We start from the raw sequence: 18535 nt of genomic DNA, 5'->3' as shown, positions 1-18535 counted from the left end.
CCCCTTTTTCTTAACCTATAGGTAGGTCGTTTGACCCAACATTGAAGCCTATGGCATGGATGGCATTGGGGCGAAAAAATGACCCAATCTACTCGCTGCTTGCTAACTTTTATCTTTTAAACCCGTCGCAATGGGCGTAACACCAATATTGGGATTAAAACCACAGTCATCTAATATCTTTAATAAGTTATTACCACGTCGTGTCAATCGCTTAATGCAATATTCTTCCAGATAACTATAAAGAATATAATAGTAGTCAGGCAATGTCAGAATGGTAAGAATTTTTTCCGCACGCTCAAGATGATGTGGGTTATCATAGTCACAAGCTTGAAAAAGAACTGCAGCCAGCATGGAAGCAAAGCTGGCTTTGCGAATCGGATTCGCTAAATAAAAGCGATGAATGCATTCATCCAAAGCCCTGTCTTGATCCCATTCTACCCAGGTATTATACAAACTAATCGCTGAGGCAGGATTAAACTCCTCAATGGGGATTGTGCTTAATTCCTGCAGTGCATAAGCAGCAGGTACAATCGCTTGAATATTCGCCCAAGAACAATTGCCTGCAATTTGTGAACTTATTGGTAACTGCAAGACGGGCTTTAAACCCAATTTTTGATTGATGACGTCGTGAAAATAGCGGCGGCTTTGTTTTTTATAAAGAAACTCAAGTATAAAATTAAGGTTAATAACCTCAGGCTGTGAAATATAGTAAATATTTACACTCCCCTCTTTAAGACTATTTTCTCCTCTGTCAATTTTCGCCCACCATTGATAATAACGAACAAAACCAAGCGCATGCCCGCGGCTAGCTGCAGGTAAAATCAACATAGGTGAAGCAACTAACTGGGCTAAGCGTGCCTTGTGCTTCTCAGTCAGCAAATTTTGTTGTTGAAACTGTAGTAATTCTGCTGCCACGCCAAAAGCATCCATAATCTGGTATAAATAGGGAAAACGGCTGCGATAATGACGAGTTGAATAGCTACTGGTAAACCGGCGTAAAGAATCTTTTACCACAGCCACAGTAAACTCTAAAATAAAACCTTCATAGTCAAGCTCAATAAACTCGCCCTGCGCGTTAACAATGTCAACATCTCCGGTCAACTCAAAACGATGCCCCATCAATTTGCCATTGATAAAATCTAAGGCAAAATCCAGTTTTGCCCCATGCTGATACAGCAAGTGCTTCAGGGAGTCTTGTCCTCTTAACACCGGATACACTAAGATGGATAAACCTGAAGTGGTATAAGCATTGGCATCGGCCCCATGCTCTAACAAAACGCGCGACATTTCTAAATCATTATTATCCACAGCCCAATGCAGCGGCGTACGGCCGGTTACATCGGCTTTATTTACATTGGCTCCACGAGCAAGTAATTGTTTGGCAATCTCAGGCTGTTTAGTAATAGCACACTCGATTAGTGGTGTGAAACCATATTCATCAATATCATCCAATGACTCCCCTTGACGCAGGTAAAAGTCAAAATCAGGCATACGGCAGCTGATGATATCGTTAGCAATGGTCATTTAAAATCCTATGGTCTAAATTGCGGATCGGTTCGCATCTTTGGCATATTGCCCAAACGTAGTTGCTTTTCCATTTCCTGCTCACGCCGTTCATTATCATATTCGCGGCGTGCTTCTGTATTTAAGGGCGGTTCAGGATTTAAACCTGGATCTATTCCATCATTACGCTGCGAATCCAGATAAGGATGCTGTAAAATACCATTTTGCATGGCTTCTTCCGGGGCAGGCGGTTTATTATCTTCATCACCATGCTCACGTGCATGGACTTTCGCTAATTTACTGAGCTGCTGCTGTTCAGCAATACGTCTTTGCCGCTCCATAGAGCGCGTTTCTTCAGACAATATAGAACCAATCCTCCCTTTGGTACGGGGAGGCCAGCTAGGTAAATCAGAGTCTGGTTTTTTTATATCTGGCATAACAACAAGTATAAATTATAAATAATTTCTCTGCAGAATTTCAGCAATCTGCACTGCATTGGTAGCCGCACCCTTACGAATATTATCGGCTACTACCCATAAGTTTAAACCATTGGGGTGAGAAATATCTTGCCGAATTCGCCCCACAAAAACTTCATCATGACCTATGGCATGCGTAATGGGTGTAGGGTAATGTAGTTTTTTGGCGTCATCGATTAATTTTACGCCAGGTGCTTTGCTTAATAATTTTCGCGCCTCCGCAGCTGTCATAGGCGCTTTTAATTCCAAATGGATTGCCTCGGAATGTCCATAAAGGACGGGCACCCGAACTGTGGTAGGGTTTACCAAAATAGAATCATCTTCCATAATTTTTTTAGTTTCCCAAACCATTTTCATTTCTTCGCGTGTATAGCCATTGTCTTGAAACTCATCAATATGAGGTAAGACATTAAATGCAATTTGTTTGTGGTACACAGAAGATTTAGCAGGCCTACCATTGAGTAACTCCCCAACTTGGGTTACCAGTTCATTAATCGCCTTTTTACCGGTGCCAGACACTGCCTGATAGGTCGCGACATTGATACGACATATGCCTACCGCATCGTGTAAGGGTTTTAAAGCCACTACCATTTGAATGGTCGAACAATTGGGGTTGGCGATAATACCCCGATTCTTATATTCGCTAATACGATGTGCATTCACTTCAGGGACAATCAAAGGAATATCATTGTCATAGCGAAAACAGGATGTATTGTCCACGACAATACATCCTGCTGCAGCAGCTTTAGGTGCATACTCTTTAGACACGGAACCACCTGCTGAAAATAAAGCAATATCTGCCTTAGAAAAATCAAATCCTGACAAGTCTTCCACATCTAGTGGGGTGTTATTAAAGGTAACTGTTTTACCTACTGACCGCGAACTTGCCAAAGGATAAAGATTATCCACAGGAAAATCACGCTCTTCCAAGACAGTTAACAATGCTTCACCTACAGCGCCTGTAGCCCCAACCACAGCGATATTTAAACGTCTATTCATTGCCGCTAGCCCTCGTTTGATGGTTGCCATCACATGGCATAACCATGGGTGTTAATCTATTTATTTTGTGCTTTATGTCGTAAGTAGTGATCCATTAATACCAAAGCCATCATGGCTTCTGCAATAGGTACCGCCCTGATGCCTACACAAGGATCATGTCGCCCTTTGGTAACGACAGTCACTTCTTCCCCATCAATATTTATTGTTTTGCCTGGTTTAACAATGCTTGACGTTGGTTTCAGTGCAATACTTACCTCTATTGCCTGTCCTGTAGAGATACCTCCAAGAATGCCACCTGCATTGTTGCTTAAAAACCCTGACTTATTCATTTCATCACGGTGTTCACTACCCTTTTGTTGCACTGCTTTAAAACCAGCCCCTATCTCCACCCCTTTGACAGCATTAATGGACATCATTGCAAAAGCAAGCGTGGCATCCAGTTTATCAAAAACGGGATCTCCAAGTCCTACGGGTACATTTTGCGCGCTGACATTCACTCGAGCACCAATAGAATCACCTTGGCGGCGCAATTGATCAATGTAAGCCGCCAAATCTTGAATTTGATGGTCATTAGGACAAAAAAAGGGATTCGTATCGGTAAACGCGTCGTCCACAAAATCGATAGTTATTGTCCCCATTTGTTGTAGATAGCCCCGTATTTCAACGCCTAACGTTTGGCGCAGATACAATCGGGCAATTGCCCCTGCCGCAACCCGTGCCGCTGTTTCACGAGCAGAGGAGCGCCCTCCCCCACGATAATCACGATGTCCATATTTATGGTGATAGGTAAAGTCAGCATGCCCTGGACGAAATAAGGATTTAATATCCTCATAGTCACTGGAACGTTGATCACTGTTTTTGATGACTAGTGCAATCGGGGTACCAGTAGTTAACCCTTCAAAAACGCCTGAAAGAATTTCAACTTTATCCTCTTCCCGCCGTTGAGTCGTATATTTAGATTGGCCTGGTTTGCGCTTATCTAAAAAAGGTTGAATATCTTCCGCTGTTAATGCCAAGCCTGGTGGGCAGCCATCTACAACACAACCTAAAGCTTTACCGTGGCTCTCACCAAAACTTGTGACTGTGAACAATTTACCGAATGTATTTCCACTCATGGATTATTTCCTTGGGGCGAAAAATAGATTTTCAACTGTTGTTGCGTTAACAGAAAAACACCATGTCCACCATGTTCGAATTCTAACCAAGTAAAAGGTACATTCGGAAATGTTTCTTCTAAGGCTTGGTCACTGTTACCTACCTCAACAACTAAAACACCGTCTTCTGTCAAATAATCATGAGCTTTCGCCAGAATTTTTTCAACAATAGCTAATCCATTCTTATCGGTTTCCAAGGCAAGTTTAGGCTCATGATAATATTCAGCTGGGAGCGTTTGCATCTCAGCTTTACCCACGTAAGGGGGATTTGAAACAATTAAATCGTAACGTTGTTTAGGTACATTGTCCCAACAATCAGATTCAATCAGATTAACCAATTCCCCTACTTCATGCTGTTGGCAATTAATCGCAGCCACAGCTAATGCTTCTGGTGAAATGTCGACAGCATCCACAATAGCCTCAGGGAATGCATAACAGCAAGCGATGGCGATACAACCACTGCCCGTACATAAATCCAAAACACGATGCACTCGCTCAGCCACCAACCAGGGGGCAAACTGTTGTTTGATAAGTTCCGCGATGGGAGAGCGAGGAATTAATACACGCTCGTCTACATAAAAGGGCAATTCACAAAAATATGCTTTGTTCGTTAAATAAGGTACAGGAACTTTGTCATGAATACGCCGTGAAAGCAGTTTCACAAGGTGTTTTTTTTCTTCGGGGCTTAAGCGCGCCGCAAGGATGGACTGATCGGTATCCAAAGGAAGATGTAAACTCTCCAAAATCAAGAAAAAAATATCATCCCACGCATTATCCGTACCGTGACCGAAATAAAGGTTATTTGCATTGGCCTGGCTTAAACCAAAGCGGAAAAAATCAATAATGGTTTCAAATTCAGCCGTAGCCGTTTTAAAAGAATCGGTCATAATAAAAGCCTTTATTTACGAATTGCTTTTGAGGAAGCATGTCCACATTTATCACAAATTGTACTCGAGTTTAAGGCATTTGTCCTTACAACATGTTGCTGGCTGCATTAACAAATAGTGTTTATAGCATTGCAGTTAATTACGAATAGACCACTTTATCCCCCCTTGAGGTATTGCACCCCTTTATGCTGTTGTCACCTCTTCATCGCGAGGATAAGTTTGAGCCAAATGATATATAGGAAGTTAGTCTATAATAAGGCAAAACAAATGGGCTATTATCATGGCAATCGAAGCAATTAAGGAAGACAACGATACCAGCAAACAGTTCTTAACTGGATGTTATCTTCAATATCCACAGTCTTATCTTAAAGATTATGAGCGTATACGAATAAAAATTGGTGAGGTAGCGAATACTCATCTGTTAGAGCTAGAAAAAAAGCTGCAAGAATTTAGTAAAAAACATGGTAAAAAACATTTATTAACTTCATTTTTTTTATCTTATTTTCAAGATAATGGGTTTAACCAAGGCGGGGAAGCTTTTTGTATTGATAAAAGCCAAGAGCAAGAGACTCGAAAATTAGTGAACTTACCATCCTGTTTGCCTGAAGTTTATGGTTTATTGCCAGATAGTAGCTTTGCGGGGATTTTAATTTCACAAGGATACATGTTCAAAGATCCAGGCGCTGATGTAGCGCATGGGGAATTTTCACATTTATTTCAATTATATGTCATCATGGAAGAGCATAAACAACGCCCTTTTCTGGAGAATAACCCTGTTGATTTATTAAGAGTGTCAGCTTCTTTAAGAAATGATCATGATTTTACGCCCTGGATATATATTTTTGATTTGACAAGACCAGATTTTAGTAGCCCAATCTATTGGAATACTGAGTTACTTAAAATCAGCGAACAATATTTTAAAAATGCTGATTTGACTATGAGAATAGATTCCACATTACCGTTGATTCATGAATTATTAACGAAGCGGGCGAATAAACGAAATCCTGATTTCATTGATAATCCTGTTTTTAACCAAGAATCAATCAATAAACCTGGATTCTTTTCCAAATACCATATCCGTAACGGATTAGTTCTTGATGACGCTGTTTATTTAAAAGATAATTTACCCATGAGAAAAATGGAATTTGATGACGTTATTTCAGAATATGAACCTTTGCTCAGATGGTTGCCTATCGTTGCATCCCCCACCCCCTGTAACACTCAAATTAGTTTATTAGAACAACTTTACTCTTTGTTTCCACCCAGTAAATTACCCCCTGGTTTGCGTGCACGGGATCCCTTTAATTCTATCCATGATGAACTACTTAAGCTTGAGCCCCCTAAAAATGGAGTTTTAAAGCACCGCAAAATCATGGAGTTATTGGTTAACAGCTTATCGAAATTACCAATTAGAAAGGAGAATGAAAAATTTGCAATGGCCCTTACGACAGGAATTAAGTTAATTATTAATCATGATATCCAGTTAAAACAACAAAACCAACATATTGTACAGCCGACAAGCTCTTTTAAACCTCTTGACTATTAGAACGGGCTTAAAAATTAACCTATTGGTTAATAATATAACTGACAATTTATTATCTTAAACCAGCCAATAGTTAATTTTAAATCTTTAATCACACGCCAAATAACGACTATAATTTCTAATGAATTTGTAAAAAGTTGAAGATTATGTATGTCTGACGATCTCTTATCCGAGGAAGATAAAGCGCTATTTCGCAAAATGGCAGGTGTAGTAAAGCCGCTGCAACAAAATAAAAAAATGAATTGGATTGCGGAAAAACCAAGCGCATCGGTGTCTAAACCACAAGAATTGCTTCCCGAGAGAAAAAATCATGCTATTTACTTATCCGATTACTATCCGGAAGAAGTACAGGCTCATACCTTACTTTCCTACTGCAGCCATAGTATTCCTAACAAGCGTCTTCGTGAATTAAAACAGGGGGAGATTCGATGGGAATCCCGTTTGGATTTGCATGGTCTCAGACCTGAGGCTGCAAAAGAAACACTAATTAATTATATTTTGGAGCAAACTTTACTGACCCATCGTTGTGTATTAATTATCCATGGAAAGGGTAGCCATAATGGTGAAGCACCGATTCTTAAAAATTTGGTTAACCACTGGTTACGCCAATTTCCTCAGGTTTTGGCATTTTACAGCGCCTTAGGGCGAGATGGGGGAAGTGGGGCACTTTATGTCCTGTTGAAACGTCAACGCGAACGATAATTTTAAGCTTATATAAAGGAAAAACCCCAACAATAGCGGGATTAGTTGTATTTTTGGATTGAATTTATCCTTATAAACCCTTACCATTTGCACAAAATTTTGAATGATAGAATCATGAGTAAAAAAGCGATTATTATTGGAATTTCCGGCCCTTCAGCTTCAGGAAAAAGTCTCCTAGCCAATACTATTGTCAATGAATTGGGCTCTGAACAGGTGGTGGTCATTTCAGAGGATGCTTATTACAAAGACAATAGTCATTTGCCCTTCGCCGAACGAGAAAAAATCAACTACGACCATCCTGATGCCTTTGATCATGCGCTATTATGCGAACATTTACGCAATCTGCAACAAGGCAAAGCTGTTGATATTCCTATTTATTCACATTCTAAACACATTCGCCTACCAGAAACACGCCACATTGGTCAACATGCCATTATTGTTTTGGAGGGGATCCTTTTATTTAGTGACAAAGCACTAAGAGAAATCATGGACATTCGTATTTTCATGTCCACCCCTTTAGATGTTTGTCTGACACGCCGCTTAAAACGCGATGTTGTTGAGCGTCATCGCTCCTTTGAATCTGTTGTCCATCAATATGAAACAACAGTAAGGCCTATGTATTTCCAATTTATAGAACCATCAAGCCGCTATGCAGATATTATCGTTCCTCGTGGTGGTGAAAATCGTATTGCCATTGACATGATTCAGGCCAAAATGCGAGAACTGCTTGCAACGCATACCAACGGTGTGGCTACAACGGATAAGGTGTAGTGGATAAATACAATTGCAAAACGGCATCATGAAGAATAAAGAAATGTATGTTATACCAGGGATATCACGTCATCCCGGGCACAGCGGAGGATCTCCAGCAAGCCATCCGATATTTAGGCGGGAGGATTTTCTTTTGCGACTCCCAAAGACGACGTCATGTCGAACGTAGTGAGACATCTCCTGATACAAAGGCTCCCTGACTACGTTCGGGATGACGGTCGTCTTTTTTGATGGTTGCCACAGTGTGATTGGGATACTCAAGAGGACGGATAGAGAGAATTACTTATAGGATGACTACTTCGATAATTAGAGGAGAGTAATGTGGGATTTTTAACTGGAAAAAAAGCATTAATCGTTGGTCTTGCAAGCAATCGATCCATTGCCTACGGTATTGCAAAAGCTTTTCATGAACAAGGTGCAGAACTTGCCTTTACCTATCAAAATGAAAAATTGCAAAGTCGTGTCGAAAACATGGCAGCGGAATTTAACTCAAATTTAACCTTCCCTTGCGACGTTGCCAATGATGTTGAAGTCCAGGCTGTGTTTGAACAATTAAATCGTCATTGGAATCAGCTGGATATTCTGATCCATTCTGTTGCTTTTGCTCCAGCCGATCAAATTAGTGGTGATTTTGTTGAGCATGTGAATCGAGATGGTTTCCGCATTGCCCATGATATTAGCGCCTATAGCTTAATTGCTTTGGCAAAAGCAGCACAACCTATGATGCAAGACACCCAAGGCTCTATTCTAACGTTAAGCTATTATGGCGCTGAAAAAGCCGTTCCCAACTATAACGTAATGGGTATCGCCAAAGCCAGTCTAGAAGCCTCTGTACGTTATCTGGCAGCCAGCTTAGGTCCTAAGGGTATTCGAGTGAATGCTATTTCTGCAGGCCCCATTAAGACATTGGCTGCCGCCGGAATTAAGGATTTTCGCAAAATGCAGTCAGTCTATGCCAATAGCACTCCTTTAAAACGTAATATTACTGCAGAGGAAGTAGGTAATGCTGCGGCCTTTTTATGCTCAGATTTAGCCTCAGGCATTACAGCAGAGGTTGTTCACGTCGATGCTGGCTATCATGCCGTTTCTATGACTGATCTTGAATAAGTGATACTTCCAGATGCTCGGACCAAGCATCTGGAAACCCTTTCCATCCTAAGCTTCAAATAAATCCTTTCCTCTTCCTATATGTAAAACGAATTTTTTTCATGGCATTTATAAGTAAAATTTATGCTAAGATCAAAGAGCGGGCTCCAGGGATCAGAAGAAATGACCTCTTTCAAAAAAATTAATTTAAACTTAATGCTGCATTTAGATGCTTTACTCAAAGAAAAAAATGTAAGTGCGGCTGCGGCTAAGGTTTTTATAAGCCAACCGGCGATGAGTTCTTCCCTTAAACAACTTAGAGAGTTATTTCAGGATCCCCTCTTAATTCCTGGAAAAGGACACTACCTGCTTTCACCTAAGGCCAAGGAATTACAGCCTCAATTAGAAATAATAATGTCAAGCTTCAGTAATATTTTGCAACCGAAAGAAAAGTTTGATCCCTTAAAATCTAAAAGAACATTTAAAATTGCTTTACCCGATTATGTAGAATTAATTCTTCTTCCTGTGCTGATTGCTTCTCTTGAAAAACTTCCTCATATTGTTATTGAGACAACCATCAAAGCGATGGCAGATGATTCTCTTTTATTTGTGGAGAATAATATTGATCTTGCAATAGGTGCTATCGACGACTATACACTTTCGCCGCACCTTGAGATCCAAAAATTGTATGAAGAAGAAATCATTTGCTTTGCCAGCAAGAACAATCCCATTATTAAAAAACCCTTGTCTTTAGAAGACTATTTAACAAGCAAGCATATTGCTTTTAGTTTTAATGAAGAACGATTTAGTCATTCAGCAGACTATTTGCTAAAAAGAAAAATGATTCGTAACGACATATTATTTGTAAATAATATATTACCAGCAATTTTTGCTGTTGCTCGTTCGGATACGGTCATTTCCACAGCACCAAGTTTTTTAATTAATATTTTCGCCGAACAATTCTTGCTAGGAATGCAACCCCTGCCCTTTAGTTTGGAACCCACGCCCATCTATTTGGTCACCCATAGCAAAAGCCAATATGATGATGGTGTGATTTGGTTGAAAAGATTAATATTGGAAAACATTCAATCTTTAAAAAAACAACACAAGCTTCCTTAATTCACTTTATCAGCCACTAACTAGCCTGGTAACGGTATAAATGGCTTATTGCGGCTTTATTATTGCGGGTTGTCAACGGACTCCCCAGAGGTTGGGAGGTTGCCGATGCGAGACTACTTATCCACCAAGGCATTTGCTCGCCTTCCCAGGCGAATAGTAAATCTCCTGCCGGCAATACTATTGGCTTTACGGGGTGCATTAAAATGCCAGCATGATTCGGCAACATTAACATGAGACTACCTAATAACCAATGCGAGTCAGAGATGATGGCTGATACTGGATGTTGTTCTTTTTTTATCACGTTAGCAAAATCATTTAAGGGAAATTGAGCAAGGTAGGGGGTGCGAAGTATCCATAAGCCCGCTAATGCCAGTTGCACCACCAAGCATAATCCTAAAAAACGCTTAGCATAATCTTTGGAGTAATGTTGCGGATCAACATGTGTGAATATCCACAGAGGTACCATGAAAAACAGAGGAAGCACCCAATGGGTTTTTACATTATGAAGTTTCGCCGCCACAACCACTAACAATAAAAAAGGGATGACTATTAGATGGTAACGCCATAAAAGCTGATTTGGAGAATTAACCACACCGTGCTGGCGCCTCACAGGGAAAAAAATACAGATTAAAATTAGCGGAATGGCAAAGCAGGCTGATACTTCAAATAGGCGAATTATTCCATGCCATTGACTTTCTCCTGGAATAGCTAACTTATAGGAGGAATACAATCCTATTTGTGTGTGATTAACTAACCAAAACCAATATGGACTTGAGAGCAACAACGCGACAAAAATAGTAATAAGAATTTGCCAGTTTACGAGTTTCAGGCGATATTCTTTAACTGATAAAGCAGTTAAAACAAACACAGCCAAAAAGATTAAATAATTAAACTTTGATAATAGACCCACACCTACAATAAAACCAAAGACAACTGACCAACACAATTTTGTCATTTGAGAAGGCTTAATCAGCCAATACCAGGTTAAACAAGCTGCCAATAATGCTAAAATGGCATGGGTTCGATGCGGAAGCAAATCATAGCTGATGTTAGGAATTAACGCCCACGAAAGTGTTGCACACCATACCAACAATGAGTCTTTAATATAATGACAACAGATTTGATGATAGACATACACGCAAAGCACCAAAAGACTGTATTTTAAGAGGGCGAAACTGAATAAACTGACCCCTAAACTTTGAAAAAAGAAATATTGCAACCAGGTATATAATGGCGGCTGTGAGGGATACCCCGCTGATAATGTTTGAGCAAAAACGATCTGTTCTGCCTCATCCAAACCAAGCGTCCCATTGCATAAAAACAAACGGGCCATTATAAAAAAAGCTGCTAATAAAACAAAACCTGCCATCGCTTGCTGCGATGGCGTTAAATTTGAGAATTTAAACATTCAATAATTAAATCTCGTAGAGAAGTTAAAAAGAGTAAATGGCTAAAGACTACCATAAGAAAATAGTAAAACAAGCATTAAACACCAAGCCAAATTATATTTTGGTTGAATGAATTGAGTTAACTCCGAATGGGCTTTTTCGTCATGCCTCAACGGCATTCCTGTTCTAACCAACATGCATCAGGACTGCACACTTCAACAACTTCGCATTGAGGAATATATTGTGGCACATAGACGGGCGGAGGAACATAAACTGGAGCGGGCATCACAGGTACGTTGATAATCACATTAGGGCCACCCCAACCAGGATACCATCCTCTGTCATAATAACCGCCAGGCACATAACCGTAAGGATGATGGTGATAATGCCTATGTCCCCAACCTGCGTGGCTGGCAAAACTTAGGATAAGCCATGTGAAGCAAAGAAAAAAGCAAATTATCCGTGGAATGGTTTTCATTTTTACTACTAGTGCTGTTCGACAGATTAAATTTTAAACGAGTTATTACTTAATTAACAATCCCGTCGTGAAGAATATTTTTATGATTATTCTTTTATACAGGTAAAAATTTAGAAAATCGCGTCATTGCTTCGCTAACGCTCGCAATGACCGCGTGCAATCATCAGTAAACATATCCTGGATATGCTAGAGGAGCGGAAGGCTCTGGGTTATATTCATCTCTAGATGAATGTGTATGGATATTAGGCTGAACAGGTATTGGAGAACGCAAATCAAAGTTTAACTGACTGGACCCGGTGCCAACTGTAATCATGTATCCTGTTTGTCCGTTCCGTAAATCCCTAATTTGCTTTAGAAGAGCTTGTTTTCCGTCACTATCTGAAAAAATGCGGTGTAAGAGTGGAGGGATTTCCTTACCGATTTGCTCATGTAAAGCAACAATGGCACATTTAACTTTAATAGGATCTAACCCTTTCTGTATCAAATTATACTCTTGAGCAGGAGTTAATCCATAGCGATGAGGATCAAGCGGGTCTAACGCATCCTTATTATTCTCTTTAATAATGTAATTTTGAATTTGATTTGTAATAAAGCAACCTAGCGCCCCACCTATCAGTGATAAACAAATCACCCCGAGCACTACAACACCTACAGGATTACTAATTCCAGCAGCCACAGCAAATGCAGCAAGTGGCGCTGAAGCAAATAGCGCCGCAAATAAACCAGCAACAGCCGTACTACCAATAGCACTTGAAAAACTAATAACAGCTTGTAGCCAACCCTCGTCCATCCAAAGACGTTCCTGACTATCGAGAAATTCTCTTAATAAATAATAAGCTGCTACAAAAGCTGCACCAACAGCAATAGCCATCATTGTAATTAGCAGTAACAGCATGACCTCTTCTTTTTTCTTGCTGGAGTGGCTATGGTGATTATTAATACTAGACCATCGACCAGGTCGATAAAAAAGTGAATCATAATACAACCAGGTAAACAAACTATTATGGGGGCAATAGCAAGAATGATGATGCCATCTACTGTCAGAAATATTTATTTTCTGGGGGATAAACACATAGGTAATTTGAGGATAAGAAGCATGTCTTGGAAGGGAAGCAAAAAAAGTATTTAGAACGGTAAATACCTTGAATTTTTCTTCTTCAGCAAGCTGATGTAAACTGCTTAATGGCGTGGCGAGTTCATAACTTAATTCATTAGCTATCTGTGAATAAATTACGCTTCGGTCTGGGTTAAAAGCCTCATCTTTTAACCCTTTATATCTTTTAGAGATATTCAAATATAAGGTAGCCAACAGGTTATCAGTGAATTTTTGAGTCATTACTCCCCCTTGGTTTAATGCCTATCGATCTTCGCCTTGCTCAATAAGCTATTTACATACAGGTCGTAATCCATCACTCCATAGCTGGACTCAATTTGCTGGGCTATACTAGCTTGTTGCTCCTTGTCCAATAATTTAAATTGGCCATCGTTTATTTTTTTCAAACGAACAATCACAAAATCGCCATTTTTTATACTGCGTCCTACTTCACTATTGGTTCGAGCCAAACTAAAGGCTAAGTCATTTATTTCTGCATCAGCTTTATCAGTTTCCCTCGTTGCTTGTTCGACTTGATGCCATTGTATCTGGTTGGTTTCCAATAACTTTTCTTGTGATTCTGGTGTTATTTTTGAGGATAAAAAGGTCGCACCCAATTTCTGGGCTTGTTGTTCAGCTTCCTTTTTGGCCAGTTTCGTTGCGATATAATTTTTCACGTCAGTCAACGGTTTCTCTGCTGCCGGAATATGTTGATCAACACGCAGAACAATGACGCTATCATTATCGAGCTGAATAGGCTCACTATTATTCCCTAATTCTAAAACATCATGGCTAAAGGCTGCATTCACTACGTCTTTATTCTTGGTTAATTCCTCATTACCACCTCGTCGTGAGAAGGGTGGTGCTTTTTCGATTGATAAGTTCAAAGCCTCCGCTACGGGCTGTAAGGAATCAGGTGATTGATAACTTAAATCACTCAGCTGTTCAAGTGCCTGAGCGTACTTGGTTTGCGCGAGCTCCCCGATCAACTGCTCTTTTATCTCGGGTTGGACTTCTTCAAGTGGTTTCACTGTGGCGGGCTTATAGTCCAACAATTTAAAAATCACATAACCATGTGATGCTTTTATTGGTGATGAAACTTGACCCTTCGTGGTTAAGCTAGCCAACTCCTTATCAAATTCGCTGTGTCCAGCAACCATCCAAGGAAGAACCCCATTATTCATCGCTGCTAATTTGTCGTCAGACTTCGTTCTTGCCCACGCTTCAAATTGAGCAGGATTCTTTTGTAAAGCTTGGTAGGCTTCCTCAGCTTTTTGTTTAATCTGTTCTTCGGCTTCAGAAGAAGCATCGTTAGGGACAGCAAAAAGGATCTGAGCGACTTGCCATTGAGCTGGTGTTAAAAAGCTACTTTCATTTTCATCATAATAGCGTTTGAGCTCTTCGTCGCTAATTTTAATTTGATCTCGCAGTGCTTGCATCGATAAACGCACATATTCTATGGCTACTTTTTCCGGCGCAATAAATTCTTTCTGATGCTTTTGATAATAAGCATTAATGGCTTCGTCGGAAACCTTGATATTTTTCATAAACAAAGAGATAGGAATTTGTAAATAATCATAATCCCGCGTTTGCATATAAAGCTTTACAAAACGTTTTATTTCATTGGGTAAGGCGAAAGCACTGCCTATAAATGCGAAGCGTTGTTGATTAAGCAGCATTCCTTGTCTAACTTCCTTTTGAAAAGACTCTGGTGTAAACATGGCGCCACTTAAAGCCTGTTGATAACGCTCAGCAGAGAAATGGCCATCTTCCTGAAATTGAGGAATGCTCACTATTGCGGCATTCGCCTGTTCAACACTGACTTCAAAGCCACTGGTTCTGGCTGCCTGCACAGACACTTCATTCAGAATCATGTCTTCGAGGACTTCTTTTTTTAACGCTTTTTCAGTAGTCGCTGTCATTTGTGCAGCTTCACGCTGCTGACGAGCCCTTCGATAATTAATTTCAAAAGCCTGCGCAGAAATGGGTTGTCCATTAACTTCCACTACAGCATTGGAAGCCTGATGTGATTGCATGTAATAGTCAACGCCGAAAAGCGTAAAAGTAATGGCGATAAGGATAATGACTATCCAAGCTACAAGGCCTTGTATGCGTTCGTTCAGCTTCTGCAACATGTTTGATGTTCCATAATTGGGTAATTCGCAAAAGAAATTTCAGATTCAGTACATGACTGGTAAAAAAAACGCGCCCTTCGGCGCGTTAATCTGGCGGAGTGGACGGGGCTCGAACCCGCGACCCCCGGCGTGACAGGCCGGTATTCTAACCAACTGAACTACCACTCCAATTCTTGGTGGGTGCTGCAGGGATCGAACCTGCGACCCTCGCCTTGTAAGGGCGATGCTCTCCCAGCTGAGCTAAGCACCCAAAAAACTTACGCTTCTTGCACGGCTTCTTTTAGTGACTTGCCAGCTTTAAACTTGGCCACTCTTGAAGCTTTGATTTCGATGGTTTCACCTGTCTGCGGATTTCTACCAGTGCGCGCAGAACGGTTACCAGTGGAAAAAGAACCGAAACCTGGTAATACAACTTGATCACCACTTCTTAAAGCGTCGGTCACGGTAGTCATAAAAGTATCGAGAACTCGACTAGCGTCTGCTTTAGTTACGCCTGAACCATTTGCAATAGCTTCAATCAATTCGCTCTTATTCATCTTTTCCCCTATCAGTTATTCTTTCCTTACCCGTGGCGATTAAATCAAAATCATCAACCACAGTCAAGCAATCACATCCTTGCATCGCCCACCAGTAACGGGCAACGGAGTGAAATATACCCGGTATTAATGGGCATGTAAATCCTTATTCTTAATTTTTTTTGTATTTTTGCCCGAAATTATCTCAGAGTGACCTGAAGTTGGTTCGTTTTTGACCGGACTACGCTGCAAAGCTAGTTCGAGAACCTTTTCAATCGTCTTAACTGGATGAATGGTCAGTTTCTTTAAAACGTTATCAGGAATTTCTTCAAGATCTTTGCGGTTTTCCTCAGGAATAATAACATGCTTAATTCCACCACGATGTGCTGCCAAAAGTTTTTCTTTTAATCCACCAATTGGAAGCACCTGTCCTCTTAACGTAATTTCCCCTGTCATAGCTACATCTGCACGTACAGGAATTTGCGTTAGGACTGAAACAAGCGCTGTACACATTCCTATACCTGCGCTAGGACCATCTTTTGGGGTTGCACCTTCGGGCACGTGGACGTGAAAATCATTCTTGTCATAAAAATCCTCAGCTATTCCAAAGGATTTTGCCCTACTTCTTACTACCGTCATTGCTGCATGGATAGATTCCTGCATAACCTCACCAAGCTGACCGGTATGGGTTGTTTTACCTTTACCAGGCATCATAGACGCTTCAATAGTTAGAAGTTCTCCACCAACACTGGTCCAGGCTAAACCTGTAACCTGCCCTACCTGATCATATTCTTCTGCAAGACCATAACGGAATTTCTTAACGCCCAGATATTTCTCAATATTATTGCGTGTTAGGGTTACTTTTTTAACGCGTTTGCCGGTTAAGATTTCCTTAACAACTTTACGACAAACACTGGCAATATCCCTCTCAAGATTACGTACACCCGCCTCACGTGTGTAATGGCGGATGATTTCACGAACAGCGCTCTCGGCAATGTTAATTTCTTCTGGTTTCAGACCATTCAACACCAACTGCTTCGGTATCAAATAGCTTTCTGCGATGTGGATTTTTTCATCTTCGGTATAACCTGGTAAACGTATGACCTCCATACGATCAAGTAAGGGGGCAGGGATTTCCAGTGAGTTAGCGGTAGCAATAAACATTACATCGCTTAAATCATAATCGACTTCCAGATAATGGTCACTAAAGGTATGATTTTGCTCCGGATCTAAAACCTCCAGTAAAGCTGATGCAGGATCGCCCCGGAAATCCATGGCCATTTTGTCCACCTCATCGAGCATGATGAGCGGATTTTTTACACCTGCTTTACAGAGTTTTTGAATAATTTTTCCTGGCATTGAACCAATATAAGTGCGTCGATGTCCACGAATTTCTGCCTCATCCCGCACACCACCTAAAGCAATCCGGATGAACGTACGGCCTGTCGCGTTGGCAATCGATTGACCTAAGGAGGTTTTACCCACCCCTGGAGGCCCGACCAAACATAAAATAGGTCCTTTTAATCGTTTTACACGCTGCTGTACTGCCAGATACTCAAGAATACGTTCCTTGACCTTCTCAAGTCCGTAGTGCTCTTTATCGAGCAAACGTTCGGCTTTACTTAAATCGAACTGAATTTTATTTTTTCTTTTCCATGGGACAGTTAACATCCAATCCAGATAATTGCGAATAACCGTTGCTTCGGCCGACATCGGTGACATCATTTTTAATTTTTGTAGCTCAGATAATGCCTTTTCTTTGGCTTCTTTAGGCATCCCCGCTTTATTAATCGACGCCTCAAGCTGTTCGATTTCATTTCCTTCTTCGCTTAGGTCCCCAAGCTCTTTTTGTATAGCCTTCATTTGTTCGTTTAGATAATATTCGCGTTGGCTTTTCTCCATTTGTCGCTTGACGCGGCCACGAACTCGTTTTTCAACATGAAGTAAATCAATTTCGCCTTCTATTGCAGCCATTAAGCGCTCGAGACGTGTACCGACATCAAGGATTTCAAGTAACTCTTGTTTATCATCCACTTTCAGTGACAAATGGGCAGCGATGGTATCTGCAAGCCGTCCTGGTTCTTCAATGCTGGCCAACGAACTTAATACTTCAGGCGGAATCTTTTTGTTGAGTTTAATATATTGTTCAAATTGAGACATAAGAGAGCGCATCAGAATTTCAATTTCCTGTTGCTGCATTTGTTCGTTTACTTCCTCAATCCCCTCCAGAGTAGCTTCGAGGAAGCCTCTTTCCTGGGTGTATTCCTTAGCTTGTGCGCGTTGCTCCCCCTCGACTAGAACTTTCACGGTGCCATCGGGTAATTTAAGCATTTGCAAGACACTTGATATGGTACCAACTGCATAAATATCTTCTGCTCCAGGATCATCATGGGAAGATTTTTTTTGAGCAACCAGAAAAATCTGCTTATTATCCACCATGGATGCTTCAAGTGCCTTAATTGATTTTTCCCGCCCAACAAACAAAGGAATGACCATATGCGGATAGACAACCACATCCCGCAGCGGTAAAACAGGTAACAGTGACGTCACTTCTTCATTTTCATTTGGCATGATTTCATTTTCGCTTTCGCTAGACATAATAAGCCCTTATTTAAACGATAATCCTATGAGAAAAGCACAACCGCCTTTAGTTGAAAATTTTGTCCGCACCTTAAGGCAAAATAGA

16 protein-coding genes and 2 tRNA genes are annotated in these 18535 nt (G+C 40.7%); 5 read left to right on the top strand and 13 right to left on the bottom strand.

Annotation, left to right across the window (positions count from 1 at the left end):
* Positions 1-102: 102 nt before the first annotated feature.
* From ankH to prmB, 5 genes are read right to left on the bottom strand one after another with little or no spacing between them, the layout of a single operon-like run.
* A complete protein-coding gene (gene ankH / locus Ljam_RS14005) occupies positions 103-1524 on the bottom strand; it encodes a Dot/Icm T4SS effector AnkH/LegA3 (RefSeq protein WP_058450603.1) in 1422 nt (473 codons plus the stop codon).
* A gap of 8 nt (positions 1525-1532) precedes the next feature.
* Positions 1533-1940, bottom strand: a complete 408-nt coding sequence (locus Ljam_RS14000) for a hypothetical protein (protein WP_058450602.1) — start codon at positions 1938-1940, stop codon at positions 1533-1535.
* Positions 1941-1955: 15 nt separating this feature from the next.
* A complete protein-coding gene (locus Ljam_RS13995; RefSeq protein ID WP_058450839.1) occupies positions 1956-2978 on the bottom strand; it encodes an aspartate-semialdehyde dehydrogenase in 1023 nt (340 codons plus the stop codon).
* A gap of 56 nt (positions 2979-3034) precedes the next feature.
* Positions 3035-4093 (bottom strand): chorismate synthase, encoded by a 1059-nt coding sequence (gene aroC, locus Ljam_RS13990; protein ID WP_058450601.1) that lies wholly within the window; start codon positions 4091-4093, stop codon positions 3035-3037.
* The gene (gene prmB / locus Ljam_RS13985) at positions 4090-5019 is read right to left on the bottom strand and encodes a 50S ribosomal protein L3 N(5)-glutamine methyltransferase (protein ID WP_058450600.1); all 930 of its coding nucleotides are present in this window, start codon (positions 5017-5019) and stop codon (positions 4090-4092) included. The genes aroC and prmB overlap by 4 nt, the downstream gene beginning before the upstream one ends.
* Positions 5020-5299: 280 nt before the next feature.
* Here prmB and Ljam_RS13980 point away from each other — a divergent pair, with 280 nt between their 5' ends.
* The 5 genes from Ljam_RS13980 (at position 5300) to lelA (ending at position 10240) form a co-directional block, all read left to right on the top strand.
* Positions 5300-6565, top strand: a complete 1266-nt coding sequence (locus Ljam_RS13980) for a LirA/MavJ family T4SS effector (RefSeq protein WP_058450599.1) — start codon at positions 5300-5302, stop codon at positions 6563-6565.
* 147 nt (positions 6566-6712) lie between these two features.
* On the top strand, positions 6713-7264 hold the full coding sequence (locus Ljam_RS13975) for a Smr/MutS family protein (RefSeq protein WP_058450598.1): 552 nt from the start codon (positions 6713-6715) through the stop codon (positions 7262-7264).
* Positions 7265-7378: 114 nt separating this feature from the next.
* A complete protein-coding gene (udk, locus tag Ljam_RS13970) occupies positions 7379-8035 on the top strand; it encodes a uridine kinase (protein ID WP_058450597.1) in 657 nt (218 codons plus the stop codon).
* 321 nt (positions 8036-8356) lie between these two features.
* Positions 8357-9142, top strand: coding sequence for an enoyl-ACP reductase FabI (locus Ljam_RS13965; RefSeq protein ID WP_058450596.1), 786 nt, complete (start codon positions 8357-8359; stop codon positions 9140-9142).
* A 162-nt stretch (positions 9143-9304) separates the two neighbouring features.
* Complete coding sequence (gene lelA, locus Ljam_RS13960; RefSeq protein ID WP_058450595.1) at positions 9305-10240, top strand: LysR family transcriptional regulator LelA; 936 nt, start codon at positions 9305-9307, stop codon at positions 10238-10240.
* Between the two features lie 16 nt (positions 10241-10256).
* On the opposite strand, the gene Ljam_RS13955 is transcribed toward lelA, so the two are convergent.
* The 8 genes from Ljam_RS13955 to lon all read right to left on the bottom strand — a co-directional run bounded on the left by Ljam_RS13955 (position 10257) and on the right by lon (position 18447).
* Positions 10257-11648 carry a glycosyltransferase family 39 protein gene (locus Ljam_RS13955; protein ID WP_058450594.1) on the bottom strand — a complete coding sequence of 464 codons (1392 nt, stop codon included), beginning with the start codon at positions 11646-11648 and terminating at the stop codon, positions 10257-10259.
* A gap of 149 nt (positions 11649-11797) precedes the next feature.
* Positions 11798-12106 carry a hypothetical protein gene (locus Ljam_RS13950; RefSeq protein WP_058450593.1) on the bottom strand — a complete coding sequence of 103 codons (309 nt, stop codon included), beginning with the start codon at positions 12104-12106 and terminating at the stop codon, positions 11798-11800.
* A gap of 163 nt (positions 12107-12269) precedes the next feature.
* On the bottom strand, positions 12270-13442 hold the full coding sequence (locus Ljam_RS13945) for an MFS transporter (protein ID WP_058450592.1): 1173 nt from the start codon (positions 13440-13442) through the stop codon (positions 12270-12272).
* A 14-nt stretch (positions 13443-13456) separates the two neighbouring features.
* The gene (locus Ljam_RS13940) at positions 13457-15334 is read right to left on the bottom strand and encodes a SurA N-terminal domain-containing protein (RefSeq protein ID WP_058450591.1); all 1878 of its coding nucleotides are present in this window, start codon (positions 15332-15334) and stop codon (positions 13457-13459) included.
* Between the two features lie 91 nt (positions 15335-15425).
* Positions 15426-15502: transfer RNA gene (locus Ljam_RS13935), tRNA-Asp, on the bottom strand.
* Between the two features lie 6 nt (positions 15503-15508).
* A tRNA-Val gene (locus Ljam_RS13930) sits at positions 15509-15584 on the bottom strand.
* Positions 15585-15591: 7 nt separating this feature from the next.
* Positions 15592-15870 (bottom strand): HU family DNA-binding protein, encoded by a 279-nt coding sequence (locus tag Ljam_RS13925; protein WP_045105272.1) that lies wholly within the window; start codon positions 15868-15870, stop codon positions 15592-15594.
* A 126-nt stretch (positions 15871-15996) separates the two neighbouring features.
* The gene (gene lon / locus Ljam_RS13920) at positions 15997-18447 is read right to left on the bottom strand and encodes an endopeptidase La (protein WP_058450590.1); all 2451 of its coding nucleotides are present in this window, start codon (positions 18445-18447) and stop codon (positions 15997-15999) included.
* Positions 18448-18535 lie beyond the last annotated feature (88 nt).

It is taken from the genome of Legionella jamestowniensis (assembly GCF_001467745.1).
Classification (GTDB): domain Bacteria; phylum Pseudomonadota; class Gammaproteobacteria; order Legionellales; family Legionellaceae; genus Tatlockia; species Tatlockia jamestowniensis.
The sequence above is the reverse complement of the archived record's forward strand: the minus strand, read 5'-3'. Positions and strand labels throughout refer to the sequence as shown.